At 73.7% G+C, this 14,409-nt stretch carries 12 protein-coding genes; 10 read left to right on the top strand and 2 right to left on the bottom strand.

Annotation, left to right across the window (positions count from 1 at the left end; translation table 11 throughout):
* Positions 1-18: 18 nt before the first annotated feature.
* The 6 genes from yajC (at position 19) to ACI797_RS16920 (ending at position 7,847) form a co-directional block, all read left to right on the top strand.
* Positions 19-354 carry a preprotein translocase subunit YajC gene (yajC, locus tag ACI797_RS16945; protein WP_456859916.1) on the top strand — a complete coding sequence of 112 codons (336 nt, stop codon included), beginning with the start codon at positions 19-21 and terminating at the stop codon, positions 352-354.
* 14 nt (positions 355-368) lie between these two features.
* The gene (secD, locus tag ACI797_RS16940) at positions 369-2,057 is read left to right on the top strand and encodes a protein translocase subunit SecD (RefSeq protein ID WP_456859915.1); all 1,689 of its coding nucleotides are present in this window, start codon (positions 369-371) and stop codon (positions 2,055-2,057) included.
* The gene (gene secF, locus ACI797_RS16935; RefSeq protein WP_456859914.1) at positions 2,054-3,463 is read left to right on the top strand and encodes a protein translocase subunit SecF; all 1,410 of its coding nucleotides are present in this window, start codon (positions 2,054-2,056) and stop codon (positions 3,461-3,463) included. Before secD ends, secF begins: the two co-directional genes overlap by 4 nt.
* Complete coding sequence (locus ACI797_RS16930; RefSeq protein ID WP_456859912.1) at positions 3,460-4,065, top strand: adenine phosphoribosyltransferase; 606 nt, start codon at positions 3,460-3,462, stop codon at positions 4,063-4,065. Before secF ends, ACI797_RS16930 begins: the two co-directional genes overlap by 4 nt.
* 92 nt (positions 4,066-4,157) lie before the next feature.
* Positions 4,158-6,608, top strand: a complete 2,451-nt coding sequence (locus ACI797_RS16925) for a RelA/SpoT family protein (protein WP_456859911.1) — start codon at positions 4,158-4,160, stop codon at positions 6,606-6,608.
* Between the two features lie 63 nt (positions 6,609-6,671).
* A complete protein-coding gene (locus tag ACI797_RS16920) occupies positions 6,672-7,847 on the top strand; it encodes a serine hydrolase domain-containing protein (protein WP_456859909.1) in 1,176 nt (391 codons plus the stop codon).
* A 23-nt stretch (positions 7,848-7,870) separates the two neighbouring features.
* Here the strand turns inward: ACI797_RS16920 and ACI797_RS16915 are convergent, their stop codons facing one another.
* Both ACI797_RS16915 and ACI797_RS16910 read right to left on the bottom strand, forming a co-directional pair.
* Positions 7,871-8,584: a peptidylprolyl isomerase gene (locus tag ACI797_RS16915; RefSeq protein WP_456859907.1), complete on the bottom strand. Its 714-nt coding sequence runs from the start codon at positions 8,582-8,584 to the stop codon at positions 7,871-7,873.
* A complete protein-coding gene (locus tag ACI797_RS16910) occupies positions 8,585-9,376 on the bottom strand; it encodes a peptidylprolyl isomerase (RefSeq protein ID WP_456859906.1) in 792 nt (263 codons plus the stop codon).
* Positions 9,377-9,563: 187 nt separating this feature from the next.
* Between ACI797_RS16910 and ACI797_RS16905 the strand changes: the two genes are divergently transcribed.
* From ACI797_RS16905 to aspS, 4 genes are all read left to right on the top strand, one after another.
* Positions 9,564-10,259, top strand: a complete 696-nt coding sequence (locus tag ACI797_RS16905) for an MBL fold metallo-hydrolase (RefSeq protein ID WP_456859905.1) — start codon at positions 9,564-9,566, stop codon at positions 10,257-10,259.
* The gene (gene hisS / locus ACI797_RS16900; protein WP_456859904.1) at positions 10,256-11,533 is read left to right on the top strand and encodes a histidine--tRNA ligase; all 1,278 of its coding nucleotides are present in this window, start codon (positions 10,256-10,258) and stop codon (positions 11,531-11,533) included. The genes ACI797_RS16905 and hisS overlap by 4 nt, the downstream gene beginning before the upstream one ends.
* A 67-nt stretch (positions 11,534-11,600) precedes the next feature.
* Positions 11,601-12,581 carry an aldo/keto reductase gene (locus tag ACI797_RS16895; protein WP_456859975.1) on the top strand — a complete coding sequence of 327 codons (981 nt, stop codon included), beginning with the start codon at positions 11,601-11,603 and terminating at the stop codon, positions 12,579-12,581.
* Between the two features lie 27 nt (positions 12,582-12,608).
* Positions 12,609-14,396 carry an aspartate--tRNA ligase gene (aspS, locus tag ACI797_RS16890; RefSeq protein WP_456859903.1) on the top strand — a complete coding sequence of 596 codons (1,788 nt, stop codon included), beginning with the start codon at positions 12,609-12,611 and terminating at the stop codon, positions 14,394-14,396.
* Positions 14,397-14,409 lie beyond the last annotated feature (13 nt).

Here is a 14,409-nt window from a genome sequence, read left to right as displayed (position 1 = left end):
GGTAGAGAGGCCCTCTTCGTGTTGGAGCAGTACTTCCCGCTCATCCTGCTCGCCCTGGCGGCGGTCCTGCTGTTCGTGCTGCCCGCGCGGCAGCGCAAGCGCATGCAGGCCCAGCAGCAGGCGATGCGGGACTCGCTCGCACCCGGTACCCCGGTGATGACCACCAGCGGGCTGCACGGGACCGTGGTCAGCAAGGGCGACACCACCGTCGACCTCGAGATCGCGCCCGGGGTCGTCGTCACGTTCGTCCAGCAGGCCATCCTCGAGGTGCGCAGGCCTGCCGGTGAGGTCCCCGGCAGCACCGTCGAGCCGGAGCGTCCCGCCGACGACAACGGCGCCGACGGCACGCGCTGACCCGGAGGTCTCCCGTGGCCAACCGACAGCTCCCGGCGCGGCGCTACTTCGCCGCCCTCCTGGTGATCATCGCCGGGATGTACAGCCTGATCTTCTTCGCCGGCGACACCCGCACGCCGCAGCTCGGCCTCGACCTGCGCGGCGGGACGACGGTGACCCTGACCGCGCGCACCCCCGACGGCCAGGCACCCGACCAGGCCGACCTGGAGCTCGCCCGCCAGATCATCGAGCAGCGGGTGAACGGCCTCGGCGTCGCCGAGGCAGAGGTGGTCACCGAGGGTGACTCCAACATCGTCATCTCCGTCCCGGGTGACGACGGCGAGCAGGCCCGGGAGCTGGGCGCGACGGCGCAGCTGCGCTTCCGCCCGGTGGTCCAGCAGGACGCCGCCACGCCGGCGACGACGGACAGCGCCACGCCCACCGACGGCGCCACCCCGACCGACGGCGCGACGCCGACCGACGGGGCCACCCCCACGGACCCGGCGGCGCCCACCGACAGCACCGCGGCGGCGTCCTCGAGCGCGCCGGCCCCGCCCACGTCGGACAGCGCCGCGGCGTCGTCCGACGGCGCGGTCGAGGACCCGTCCCTCGACCCCGACCGCCCGGCGGTCACGCAGGAGGAGGCGGCCGCCGAGTACGCGACCCTGACCTGCGACACCACCAACCCGACCGGCGAGATCAGCCGGTCCGACGACTACGTGGCGACCTGCAGCACCGACGGCAGCACCAAGTACCTGCTCGGCCCCACGATCATCGAGGGCACCGAGATCGCCGACGCGAGCGCCGGCACCCAGCAGGCCACCGGCGCCTGGGTCGTGCTCCTCGACTTCAAGTCCGAGGGCCGCACCACCTGGGCGGACTACACCGCCGCCAACGTCGGCAACCAGGTCGCGTTCACCCTCGACGGGCTGGTCGTCTCCGCGCCCACCATCCAGGGCGCGATCAACGGCCAGACGACGATCACCGGTGACTTCGACCAGCAGAGCGCCGAGGAGCTGGCCAACCAGCTCAAGTACGGCGCGCTGCCGCTGACCTTCACCCAGGCCACCGCGCAGTCGATCTCCACCGAGCTGGGCGAGGAGCAGCTGCAGGCGGGGTTCATCGCCGGCGGTATCGGCATCGTGCTGGTCTTCGTCTACGCGCTGGTCTACTACCGCCTGCTCGGCCTGGTGATGATCGCCAGCCTCGGGCTGTCCGCGGTGGTCGTCTACGCGAGCCTGGTGCTGCTGGGCCGGGAGATCGGCTTCACGCTGAGCCTGGCCGGCATCGCCGGCTTCATCGTGTCGATCGGCATCACCGCCGACTCGTTCGTCGTCTACTTCGAACGCCTCAAGGACGAGATCCGCGAGGGCCGCAGCCTGCGCTCGGCCGTGCCGCGGGCGTGGACCCGGGCGCGGCGCACGATCCTCTCGGCCGACGCCGTGAGCTTCCTCGCCGCCGCGATCCTCTACGTGCTGGCGATCGGCGACGTGAAGGGCTTCGCGTTCACCCTGGGCCTCTCCACGGTCCTCGACCTGATCATCGTCTTCCTCTTTACCCACCCGCTGCTGGCGGTGCTGGCGCGCTTCAAGTCGTTCGGGAGCAGCCGGTTCAGCGGCCTCGGCCAGGTGGACCGGTCGCGGCGGGCGGCCCGGCCGTCCGCGCCGGCCGAGCGGGAGCTGGTGGGCGCCGGGTCCGGCGCCCGGGACAGGAGCAAGGCATGAGCCGCGACCGGGACGTCGAGGAGCGCGAGCTGCCGCTCGGCACCGACGCCGACGAGACGGCCGACGCGTCGTCGGCCGCCGACGACGCGGCCGGTGCCGCCGACGACGAGGCGCTCGACGAGGCGGGTCTGCCGCACGAGGAGGACGGCGGCCGGCGCCGGCGCCCGGTCCGCCGGGCGTCGCTGACCCACCGCCTCTACAACGGCGAGGCCGGGCTCGACGTCGTCGGCAAGAGCAAGCTGATCTACCAGATCACCGCCGTGGTGGTGCTGGTCTGCATCGCCGCGATGGTCTTCCGCGGCTTCAACTTCGGCATCGAGTTCGCCGGCGGCAACAGCTTCCGGGTGCCCGCCTCCGAGGAGCAGCTCGAGGCCGTGCAGACCGCCGCCGAGGACACCGGTGCCGAGGTGGCCAGCGCCCAGGTCGTGGGCGGGAACGAGATCCTGCTGCGCACCGGCCAGCTGACCAACGACGAGGAGAGCGCGGTCGTCGACGCGGTGGCCGACGCCGCCGGGGTCTCGCCCGGCGAGGTCAGCCCGCAGTCGGTCAGCGCCGCCTGGGGCCAGGACATCACCCAGCAGGCGCTCATCGCGCTGGCGGTGTTCCTCGTCGCGGTCGTGCTGTTCCTCGCCGTCCGCTTCCAGCCCAAGCTGGCGATCGCCGCGATCGTGGCGCTGCTGCACGACCTGATCGTCACCGCCGGCGTGTACGCGCTCATCGGGTTCGAGGTCACCCCGTCGACGGTCATCGGCCTGCTCACCATCCTCGGCTTCTCGCTGTACGACACCGTCGTCGTCTTCGACAAGGTCGACGAGAACACCAAGGGGCTGGCCCAGAGCGCCCGCATGACGTGGGGCGAGGCGGCCAACCTCGCGGTCAACCAGACCCTGATGCGCTCGATCAACACCTCGGTGATCGCGCTGCTGCCGGTCGCCGGCCTGCTGTTCGTCGGCGCGGGCCTGCTGGGGGTCGGCACGCTCAAGGACCTCGCGCTGGTGCTCTTCGTGGGCCTGGCCGCCGGTGCCTACTCCTCGATCTTCCTGGCCACGCCGATCGCCGCCGACCTCAAGGCGCGCGAGCCGGAGGTGCAGGCGCTGCGCAAGCGGGTGCTCGCCCGGCGCTCGGCCGCGGCCCGGCAGGCCGAGGCCCGCGCGGCCGGCGGCGGGGGGCAGGTGGCCAGCGCCCGCCGGGCCGGCGGGGCGGCACGGGCCGAGTCGCGGCGCTCGCCGGTCGCCGTCGCCGAGCGCGACGAGGCGCTGCCGGAGCGGGTCGAGGCCGACGTCGTCGTCGAGTCGCCGTCCTCGGTGCGCCCCGACCCGGGCAGCGGCGCCACCGCCGCGCCGCGGCCGGGCGCCCGTCCGCAGCGGCCGGGGAACCGCAAGGCCGGCAGCAAGAAGCGCCGGTGAGCGCGGGAGCGGTGGACGCCGCCCCGGCCGGTGGGGAACCGCTCGACGTCCTCATCGCCGGGCTGGCCGTCGACGTCCCCGACTTCCCGAGCCCGGGCGTCGTCTTCCGCGACCTGACGCCGGTGTTCGCCGACCCGGTGGCGTTCCGCCGCATGGTCGACGGCCTCGCCACCCCGGCGCTGGCCGACCCCCGGGCGGCCGCCGCCGTCGGTGCCGGCCCCGGCGACCCCGGCTTCGACGTGGTGGCCGGCGTCGAGGCCCGGGGCTTCCTGCTCGCCGCGGCGGTGGCCCTCGACGCCGGCGTCGGCGTGGTGCCGATCCGCAAGGCCGGCAAGCTGCCGCGCGAGCGGGTGGCCGCCGACTACGACCTGGAGTACGGCACCGCGACGCTCGAGCTGCACACCGACGCGATCACCCGGGGGCAGCGCGTCCTGCTCGTCGACGACGTCCTGGCCACCGGCGGGACGCTCGGGGCGGCCATCGCGCTGCTGGAGCAGCTGGGCGGGGTGGTGACCGCGGTTTCCGTCGTCATCGAGCTCGCCGCCCTCGGAGGCCGTGAGCGGATCGCCCCGCACGCCGTCCATTCCCTCTGGACCACCTAGGAGGGGGACCCGCTGCCCGCAGCGGCGCCTCCGGCGTGTCGCCCGGCTAGCATGGGGAGGGTCCCCTCCTCCTCGAACCCGCAGGAGTCGCCGTGGCGCCCGATGCAGCCGCAGACGCGGCTCCCGCACGGGCCGGGGCGGCCACCCCGACGGGCAAGGACGACACCGCCGCGGTAGCGGGCGCCCCCGTCCAGCGGACCCCGCTGCCCGACCGTCCCGCCGTCCGCCGGCCCGACGACGTCGCGACCGAGCCCCGTGCCGACGGCGAGGTACCCCGCCGGCGCGTGCGCGACCGGCTGGCCCGTCGGATCGTGGCCGGCCAGCGCAGCGGGCTGGTCCGCCCGGTGCTGGAGCCGCTGGCCGCGCTGCACCGGCAGAGCCACCCCAAGGCCGACCTGGCGCTGCTGCAGCGGGCCTACGACGTCGCCGAGGCCGCGCACGCCGAGCAGCGGCGCAAGAGCGGCGACCCGTACATCACCCACCCGCTGGCCGTGGCGACGATCCTCGCCGGCCTCGGCATGGACACCACCACGCTGGTCGCCGCGCTGCTGCACGACACCGTCGAGGACACCGGCGCCACCCTCGAGTCGATCACCGCCGACTTCGGCCCGGAGGTCGCGCACCTCGTCGACGGCGTCACGAAGATCGACAAGGTCAAGCTCGGTGACGCCGCCCAGGCCGAGACGATCCGCAAGATGATCGTCGCGATGGCCCGCGACCCGCGGGTGCTGGTCATCAAGCTCGCCGACCGGCTGCACAACATGCGCACCCTGCGGTTCCTGCCGCCGGAGAAGCAGGAGAAGAAGGCGCGCGAGACCCTCGAGGTGCTCGCCCCGCTGGCCCACCGGCTGGGCATGAACACGATCAAGTGGGAGCTCGAGGACCTCGCGTTCGCCACGCTCTACCCGAAGCGCTACGACGAGATCGTGCGGCTGGTGGCCGAGCGGGCGCCGTCCCGCGACACCTACCTGGCGGAGGTCACCTCCGCGGTCCACGAGCAGCTGAGCTCGGCCAAGATCGAGGCGGTCGTCACCGGCCGGCCCAAGCACTACTACTCGATCTACCAGAAGATGATCGTCCGCGGCCGCGACTTCACCGACATCTGGGACCTGGTCGGCATCCGGATCCTGGTCGACTCGGTGCGCGACTGCTACGCCGCGCTGGGCATCATGCACGCGCACTGGCAGCCGGTACCGGGCCGGTTCAAGGACTTCATCGCGATGCCGAAGTTCAACATGTACCAGTCGCTGCACACGACGGTGATCGGCCCGCAGGGCAAGCCGGTCGAGCTGCAGATCCGCACGCACGACATGCACCGCACCGCCGAGTACGGCATCGCCGCGCACTGGAAGTACAAGGAGAAGGCCAAGGCCGCCGGCAAGCCGGCCCCGGGCGAGTTCGGCGCCACCAAGCCCGGGTCGCCCGACGACATGCTGTGGCTGCGCCAGCTGCTCGACTGGCAGCGGGAGGCGCAGGAGCCCGGCGAGTTCCTCGAGACGCTGCGCTACGACCTCGGCCCGCAGGAGGTCTTCGTCTTCACGCCCAAGGGCGACGTGATGAGCCTGCCCGGCGGGTCGACGCCGGTCGACTTCGCCTACGCGGTGCACACCGAGGTCGGGCACCGCTGCATCGGCGCCCGGGTCAACGGCGCGCTGGTGTCGCTGGAGAGCAAGCTGTCCAACGGCGACGTCGTCGAAATCTTCACCTCCCGCTCGCCCACGGCCGGCCCGTCGCAGGACTGGCTGTCCTTCGTCGGGTCCTCCCGCGCGCGGACCAAGATCCGCCAGTGGTTCACCAAGGAGCGCCGCGAGGACGCCGTCGAGGCCGGCAAGGAGGCCCTGACCCGCGCCATGCGCAAGGCCGGCCTGCCGCTGCAGCGGCTGCTCGGCGGCGAGGCGCTGTCGACCCTGGCCAAGGACCTGCACTTCGCCGACGTCACCGCGCTCTACGCCGCGGTGGGGGAGAACCAGGTCTCGGCGTCGTCGATCGTCGAGAAGCTCATGGCCGCGCTCGGCGGCACCGAGGGCGCGGTCGAGGACATCGCCGAGACGGCGATCCCCACCCGCCGCCCGCTGACCCGGCGCCCCGCCAGCGGCGACCCCGGCGTGATCGTGCACGGCATGACCGACGTCTGGGCCAAGCTCGCCAAGTGCTGCACCCCCGTGCCCGGCGACGAGATCCTGGGCTTCGTCACCCGCGGCGGCGGGGTGAGCGTGCACCGCACCGACTGCACCAACGCCGAGGACCTGCAGCGCAAGCCCGAGCGGCTGGTCGAGGTCGAGTGGGCCAGCGCGCCCGGCTCGGTGTTCCTCGTGTCGATCCAGGTCGAGGCGCTCGACCGGCACCGGCTGCTCTCCGACGTCACCAAGGCGCTGGCCGACGAGCGGGTGAACATCCTCTCGGCGTCGGTGCAGACCAGCCGCGACCGGGTGGCGATCAGCCGGTTCACCTTCGAGCTGGCCGACCCGGCCCACCTCGGCGCCGTCCTGCAGACGGTGCGCAACGTCGAGGGCGTCTTCGACGTCGAGCGCGTCACCGCCTGAGCACGGTCCGGGGGCTGACCTCCGACCCTGCCGCACGGCTCCGGCGCCGTCCTACGGTGACCCATGCGGACCCGAGGGGCCCGGTCCGCCGTCCTCGCCGTCGCCGCGGTCGTCGCGGTGGGGTGCTCCAGCGGCAGGGACGACGGGACGGCGACGGAGGGGCCGGGCGATCGCGGCTACTGGCCGACCGCGGGGTGGCGGACCGCCGATCCGGCCGAGCACGGCTTCGACGACCAGGAACTCGACGAGATCGAGCGGCTGACCACCGAGGTCTACCCCAGCATGCGCAGCCTGGTGGTCGTCCGAGCCGGCTACGTCATCCACGAGTACTACCGCGAGGGCCTGGGTCCCGACGACGGTCACGACGTCCGGTCGGTGACCAAGAGCGTGATCGGCGTGCTGGTCGGCATCGCCCTCCGGGATGGGACCGTCGACGGCGTGGACGCGACGGTGGGCGAACTCCTGGGGCCGCACGTGCCCCCGGGGGCCGATCCGCGCATCAGCGGCGCGACCCTTGCCGACCTGCTGTCCATGACGGCCGGGCTGCCCGGCGACGACGGCGCCGCCGGTGGTGACACCCGGGTGCTCGACGCGCTGTTCGCCAGCCCCGACTGGGCGCAGCACGCGCTGGGCACACCCCTCGAGGCGGACCCCGGGACCGAGTGGGCCTACAGCAACGCGAGCTCGCACCTGCTGTCGGTCGTCGTCGCCGATGCGACGGGCCGGTCGACCCTCGACTTCGCGCAGGAGCGGTTGTTCGGCCCGCTGGGCATCGACACCGACGACGCGTTCGAACCCGTCCTCGGGCCGTCGGTCGCCCAGGCCGACCTCGACCGGTACGCCGGGTCCCGCGTCGCCTGGCCCGTGGACCCGCAGGGCTACCACTACGGCGGGGCCCTCCTGCGGCTGCCGGCCCGTGACCTCGCCAAGATCGGCTTCCTCTACCTCAACGAGGGGGAGTGGGACGGGGAGCAGGTCGTGACGGCGGACTTCGTCCAGGCCTCGACGACGGCGGAAGAGGGGACGCCCGCGGCCGAGGCCGGGTACGGGTGGCAGTGGTGGCTGGACGAGACCGGCTCGAGCCCCGCGTACTTCGCCCGCGGCTACGGCGGGCAGATCATCCACGTCGTGCCGGAACTCGACCTGGTCACTGTGGGTACGAACGACCCGGAGGCACCCGGAGCGCCCGACCTGCTTGGTTTCGTGGGAGCCGCGGTCGTCCTGGCGGCCGAGGACTGAGCGGGGTCAGCGAGTGGACGACCTCATCCGCCGACGGTCACGGACTCGATCGTGACGGGCTCGTTCGGGGCGCCGTCGCCGGGGCCGTTGGCGCCGTCGTTGCCGTTGGCCGCGATCTCGTCGAGCACCTCGAGGCCCGCGTCGTCCACCGTGCCGACGACGGTGTAGTCCGGCGACAGCCGCGCCTCGCCCCAGACGAGGAAGAACTGGCTGCCGTCGAAGCCGTCGGCCGCGTTGGCCATGGCCACGGTGCCCCGCGGGTAGCTCTCGCTGCCGTCGACGTCGGTGGGGTAGGCCCAGGTCGGCCCGCCGGTGCCGGTGCCGGTGGGGTCGCCGCACTGCAGCACCTGCAGACCCGGCGAGTCGGTCTCCCGGTGGCACGGCGACCCGTCGAAGAAGCCCTGCTCGGCCAGCGCGACCAGGGCCGCGGCGGCGCAGGGGGCACCGGCCCGGTCGAGGGCCAGGGTGAGGTCGCCCTGGCCGGTCGTCCCCAGCAGGTCGGCGGTGCCCTCGGCCGGCACGGTGCTCTCCGGCTCGTCGGCGTCGACGGCGCTGGGGCTCCGGTCCGGCGTCCACTCGCAGGACACCGTGCCGGACCCGCCGGAGCTCTCGGCCGTCGAGGACCCGCCGGATCCGCCCGACCCGCTCGGGCTCGCCGACCCGACGACGGTGTCGGCGCAGCCGGTCAGGCCGGCGAGCAGGAGCGCGGCGACGCCGAGGGCGGTGCGGGCGCGCACTCAGCCGACCGTCATCGTCTGGATGGTGACCGGCTGCGTGGGGGCGCCGTCGCCGGCGCCGTTGGAGCCGTCGTTGCCGTTGGCCGCGATGGTGTCCAGGACGGCGAGGCCGGCCTCGTCGATGGTGCCGACGACGGTGTAGTTCGGCGGCAGCTGGCTGTCGCCGTAGACGAGGAAGAACTGGCTCTGGTCGAAGCCCTGGCCGGAGTTGGCCATCGCCAGGGTGCCGCGCGGGTAGGTCTCGGCGCCGGTGACCTGCGTCGGGAACGAGTAGCCGGGGCCGCCCGTGCCGGTGCCGGTCGGGTCACCGCACTGCAGCACCTTGAGGCCCTCGGAGTCGGTCTCGCGGTGGCAGGGGGTGCCGTCGAAGAACTTCTGCTGCGCCAGGTGGACGAAGCTGGCCGAGGCGCACGGCGCCTGGGCCTGGTCCAGCGTGAGCACCAGCGGGCCGAAGTTGGTGGTCATGGTCAGGTCGACCAGGCCGGAGGTGGGCACCTCGGCCGCCGGCGCGCCGACCGTGCCGGTGCCGTCCTCGGTGAAGTCGCACGTGCCGTCGCTGCCGTCGACGGTCGGCTCGGTCGACGTCGTCGTCTCGCCGGCGTTGGCGGTGTCGTCGTCCCCGCCGCCGACGCCGGCGATCAGCCAGGCGGCGCCCCCGACGACGATCACCGCCAGCACGGCGGTGAGGATCAGCAGGTTCCGCCGGCGCTTGCGGGCCAGCTCGGCGCGACGCTCGATCTGGCGCTGCAGCCGCCGCTGGGCGGCCTGCCGCCGCTGCTTGTTGGTCGGCACGGTCGAACTCCTCGGAGGGTCTGCGCTCGTGGGCGGGGTGGCCGCGGGCGGCACGGGGTGTAGCTGTGCCACCCGGGCGGGGTCTGCTCCCGCCGCTCGACGGTCCAGTCTAGGTCCCGTTCCTGCGAGGTCCCTGGCACGTCCGGCGCGCCGGGGCGCCGTGATCACCGCCGCGTAACCTGCACGGGTGCTCATCCGCTCGTTCCCCGCCGGCGCGTTCGGCACGAACTGCTACGCCGTGGCCCCCGGCCCGGGGCAGGAGTGCGTCGTCGTCGACCCCGGCATGGACGCCGTCGCACCGCTCGCGGACATGCTGCGCGCCGACGGCCTCAAGCCCGTCGCCGTCGTGCTCACCCACGGCCACCTCGACCACACCTTCTCCGTCCTGCCGGTGTGCGAGGGCTACGACATCCCGGCCTACCTGCACCCCGAGGACAGCGGCATGCTCAGCGACCCCGCGCGCTGGCACGGTCCCGCGCTGGCGCCGCTGCTCACCGGGCTGCGGCTGCCCGACCCGTCGGAGGTGCGCCCGCTCGACGACGGCGCCGTCCTCGACCTGGCCGGCGTCCGGCTCACGGTGCGGCACGCGCCCGGGCACACCCGCGGCTCGGTGGTCTTCTCCCTGGACCTGGGGGACGCGCCGGGCCTGCTCGCCGGCGACGTGCTGTTCGCCGGCTCGGTCGGGCGGGTCGACCTGCCCGGCGGCTCGTGGGAGGACATGCTGCGCTCGCTGCGCGACGTCGTCCTGCCCCTCGACGACGCCACCGTGGTGCTGCCCGGGCACGGGCCGGCGACGACGGTCGGCCGCGAGCGGGCGACCAACCCCTACCTGGCCGAGGCGGCCGCGGGCCAGGGCGCGGCGCCGAAGGGGCGGGGGCTGTGACCGACCTGCGCGCGCCCAAGGGCACGTTCGACGTCCTGCCGCCGGAGTCCGAGCGGTTCCTCGCCGTCCGCGAGACGCTGACCGCCCCGCTGCGGCGCGCCGGGTACGGCTACGTCGAGACGCCGGTGTTCGAGGAGACCGCCGTGTTCTCCCGCGGCGTCGGGGAGTCCACCGACGTCGTCACCAAGGAGATGTACACGTTCGACGACCGGGGCGGCCGGTCGCTGACCCTGCGCCCCGAGCTCACCGCCGGGCTGATGCGGGCCTTCATCGAGCACCGGCTGCACACCGGCCCCCTGCCGGTGAAGCTGTGGACCGTCGGCTCCGCCTTCCGCTACGAGCGGCCGCAGGCCGGCCGGTACCGGCACTTCACCCAGGTCGACATGGAGGCCCTCGGCATCGACGACCCGGCCCTGGACGCCGAGGTGGTCGCGCTGGGCGTGCAGGGCTTCCGCGACCTCGGGCTCACCGACTTCGAGCTGCTGCTGACCTCGCTGGGCGACGGCAGCGACCGGCCTTCGTACCGCGAGAAGCTGGTCGCCTACCTGGAGAAGCTCGACCTCGACGAGGAGACCCGGCGGCGGGCCGAGATCAACCCGCTGCGGGTGCTCGACGACAAGCGGCCCGAGGTGCAGGCCCAGCTCGACGACGCCCCGCTGATGGTCGACCACCTCTCGGCCGCCACCCGGGCGCACTACGACGCCGTCCGCCAGCACCTGACCGACCTCGGGGTGACCTGGACCGAGGCGCCGAGGCTGGTCCGCGGCCTGGACTACTACACGAAGACGACGTTCGAGTTCGTCCACTCCGGGCTCGGCGCGCAGTCGGCGATCGGCGGCGGCGGCCGCTACGACGGGCTGTCGGCGGCGCTCGGTGGCCCGGACGTGTCGGGCATCGGCTACGCCGTCGGTGTGGACCGGACGCTGCTGGCGGTGCAGGCCGAGGGGCTGGACGTCGTCGCGTCCGGCGGCGTGCAGGCCTTCGTCGTCCCGCTGGGCGCCGAGGCCAAGCGGCTCGCGGTGCGGCTGGTCGGGCAGTTGCGGGCGGCCGGGATCTCGGCCGACACCGTCTACGGCGACCGCGGCCTCAAGGGCGCGATGAAGGCCGCCGACCGCTCGGGCGCCTCGCACGCCGTCGTCATCGGCGACCGCGACCTCGCCGAGGGCGTGGGCCAGCTGCGCGACCTGCGGTCGGGGGAGCAGGTCGCCGTCCCGGTCGGGGAGCTGTTCGAGCGGCTTCGTGACACGGTGGACGCGAGAACGACGGGCGAGTGAGCATCGCAGCGAGGGACGAGCGAGGAGCGGAGCGAGTGCGGAGTCGAGCAGAGGGCACAGCGTGACGATGGAGCAGCGGCCGCTCGGCCGGACGGGGGCCGACGCGAGCGTCGTCGGTCTGGGCACCTGGCAGCTCGGCGGTGACTGGGGGGACGTCGACGACGGCACCGCCGCCGACGTCCTCGACGCGGCCCTCGACGGCGGGGTGACCCTCCTCGACACCGCCGACGTCTACGGCGACGGCCGCTCGGAGGTGCGCATCCGGCAGGCGCTGGTGGCCCGGTCCGACCACCCCTTCGTCGCCACCAAGGCGGGCCGCCGCGCCGACCCGTTCACCGCAGAGCAGTACACGCCGGAGAACCTGCGCGCCTGGATCGACCGGTCGCGGCGCAACCTCGGCGTCGACACCCTCGACCTGGTGCAGCTGCACTGCCCGCCGACGGCGGTGTACTCCGACCAGCGGGTCTACGACGCGCTCGACTCGTTCGTCGCCGACGGCGCCATCGCCGCCTACGGGGTGTCGGTCGAGACCGTGGCGGAGGGGCTGACCGCGCTGCAGCACCCGGGCGTGCAGACGATCCAGGTGATCCTCAACATCTTCCGGCGCAAGCCGCTGGAGGAGCTGCTGCCGGCGGCGGCGAAGGCGCAGGTCGGCATCCTCGCCCGGGTCCCGCTGGCCAGCGGCCTGCTGACCGGCAAGTACGACGAGTCGACCGAGTTCGCGCCCGACGACCACCGGAACTACAACCGGCACGGCGAGGCGTTCGACGTCGGCGAGACCTTCTCCGGCGTGCCGTACGAGGTGGGGGTGCAGGCGGCCCGCGAGGTGCGCGAGATCGCCGGTGACGTGCCGACCGCGGCGTTCGCGCTGCGCTGGGTCATCGACCAGCCCGGCGTCACCACCGTCATCCCCGGTGCGCGCACCGTCGAGCAGGTCCGTGGGAACATCGCCGCCGCGGATCTCCCGCCCATGACCGACGGCCAGCTGGCCGACCTGGAGCGGGTGTACGACGAGCGCATCCGCGCCCACGTGCACGACCGCTGGTAGCCCCACTCCCTCGAAAGGCCCTTTGACGTGCTCCGCACCCACGACGCCGGAACGCTGCGCGCCTCCGACGCCGGCACCACCGTCACCCTCGCCGGCTGGGTCGCCCGCCGCCGCGACCACGGCGGCGTCGTCTTCGTCGACCTCCGCGACGCCTCCGGGTACGTGCAGGTCGTCGTCCGCGAGGAGGAGGCCCACGCCCTCCGCAACGAGTACTGCGTGCTGGTCACCGGGGAGGTCCGCCGCCGTCCCGAGGGCAACGAGAACCCCGAGCTGCCCACCGGCGAGATCGAGGTCGTCACCAGCCGGCTGCGGGTGCTGTCGGCGGCCGCGCCGCTGCCGTTCCCGATCGAGACCGACCAGGCGGCCAGCGACGACGTCCGGTACCGCTACCGCTACCTCGACCTGCGCCGGCAGGGCCCGGCGCGCACGCTGCGGCTGCGCAGCGAGGTCAACCGGGTGGCCCGCGGCGTCATGGCGCAGCACGGGTTCGTCGAGGTGGAGACGCCCAACCTCACCCGGTCGACCCCCGAGGGCGCGCGCGACTTCGTCGTCCCGGTGCGGCTGCAGCCGGGCAAGTGGTACGCGCTGCCGCAGTCGCCGCAGCTGTTCAAGCAGCTGCTGATGATCGGCGGGCTCGAGCGGTACTACCAGATCGCCCGCTGCTTCCGGGACGAGGACTTCCGCGCCGACCGCCAGCCGGAGTTCACCCAGCTGGACTTCGAGATGAGCTTCGTCGAGCGCGACGACGTCCTGGCGGTCGTCGAGGACGTCGTGCGGGCGCTGTGGCGGGAGCTCGCCGGCTACGACGTGCCCCAGATCCCGCGGATGACCTACCGCGAGGCGATGGACCGCTTCGGCTCGGACAAGCCCGACCTGCGCTTCGGCGTGGAGCTCACCGAGCTGACCGACTACTTCGCCGGCACCCCGTTCCGCGTGTTCCAGGCGCCGTACGTGGGCGCGGTCGTCATGCCCGGCGGCGGCTCGCAGCCGCGCCGCGCGTTCGACGCGTGGCAGGACTGGGCGAAGTCCCGCGGCGCGCGCGGCCTGGCCTACGTCACCGTGGCCGAGGACGGCACGCTCGGCGGGCCGGTGGCCAAGAACATCTCCGACGCCGAGCGCGACGGGCTGGTCGAGGCGGTCGGCGCGAAGCCCGGTGACTGCGTGTTCTTCGCCGCCGGCCAGCGCCGCTCGTCGCAGGAGCTGCTCGGCGCCGCGCGCAACGAGATCGCCAAGCGGCTCGAGCTGATCGAGCCCGGCACGTGGTCGTTCCTGTTCGTCGTCGACTTCCCGATGTTCGAGCAGACCGAGGACGGCGACTGGACCTTCATGCACCACCCGTTCACCTCGCCCACGCCGGAGTGGCGGGACCGGTTCGCCGAGGACAAGGGCAACGCGCTCTCCGACGCCTACGACCTGGTGGTCAACGGCAACGAGCTGGCCAGCGGTTCGGTCCGCATCCACGACGCCGAGCTGCAGGAGCGGGTGTTCGAGACGCTGGGCATGTCGCGCGAGGAGGCGCGCGAGCGGTTCGGCTTCTTCCTCGAGGCCTTCTCCTACGGCCCGCCGCCGCACGCCGGCGCCGCGCTCGGGTGGGACCGGCTGACCGCGCTGCTGGCCGGCGTCGACTCGATCCGCGAGGTCATCTCGTTCCCGAAGACCGGTGCCGGTTACGACCCGCTGACCGGCGCGCCGACGCCGATCACCGAGGCGCAGCGCAAGGAGGCCGGCATCGACGCGAAGCCGGAGGAGCCGCCGCTGCCCGACGAGCCGGGCGCCCCCGGCCCCACGTCGACGCACGTGACGATCCGCCCGTAGGAGGAGGACCCGG

Source organism: Geodermatophilus sp. SYSU D00691 (genome assembly GCF_054050275.1).
Note: the sequence above shows the minus strand (reverse complement) of the source record. Positions and strands in the feature narration are given on the sequence as shown.

Bases quoted from the DNA above. Each gene is read 5' to 3' on its own strand.
- secF (WP_456859914.1), top strand. From the start codon at position 2,054: ATGAGCCGCGACCGGGACGTCGAGGAGCGCGAGCTGCCGCTCGGCACC.
- ACI797_RS16920 (WP_456859909.1), top strand. From the start codon at position 6,672: ATGCGGACCCGAGGGGCCCGGTCCGCCGTCCTCGCCGTCGCCGCGGTC.
- ACI797_RS16895 (WP_456859975.1), top strand. From the start codon at position 11,601: ATGGAGCAGCGGCCGCTCGGCCGGACGGGGGCCGACGCGAGCGTCGTC.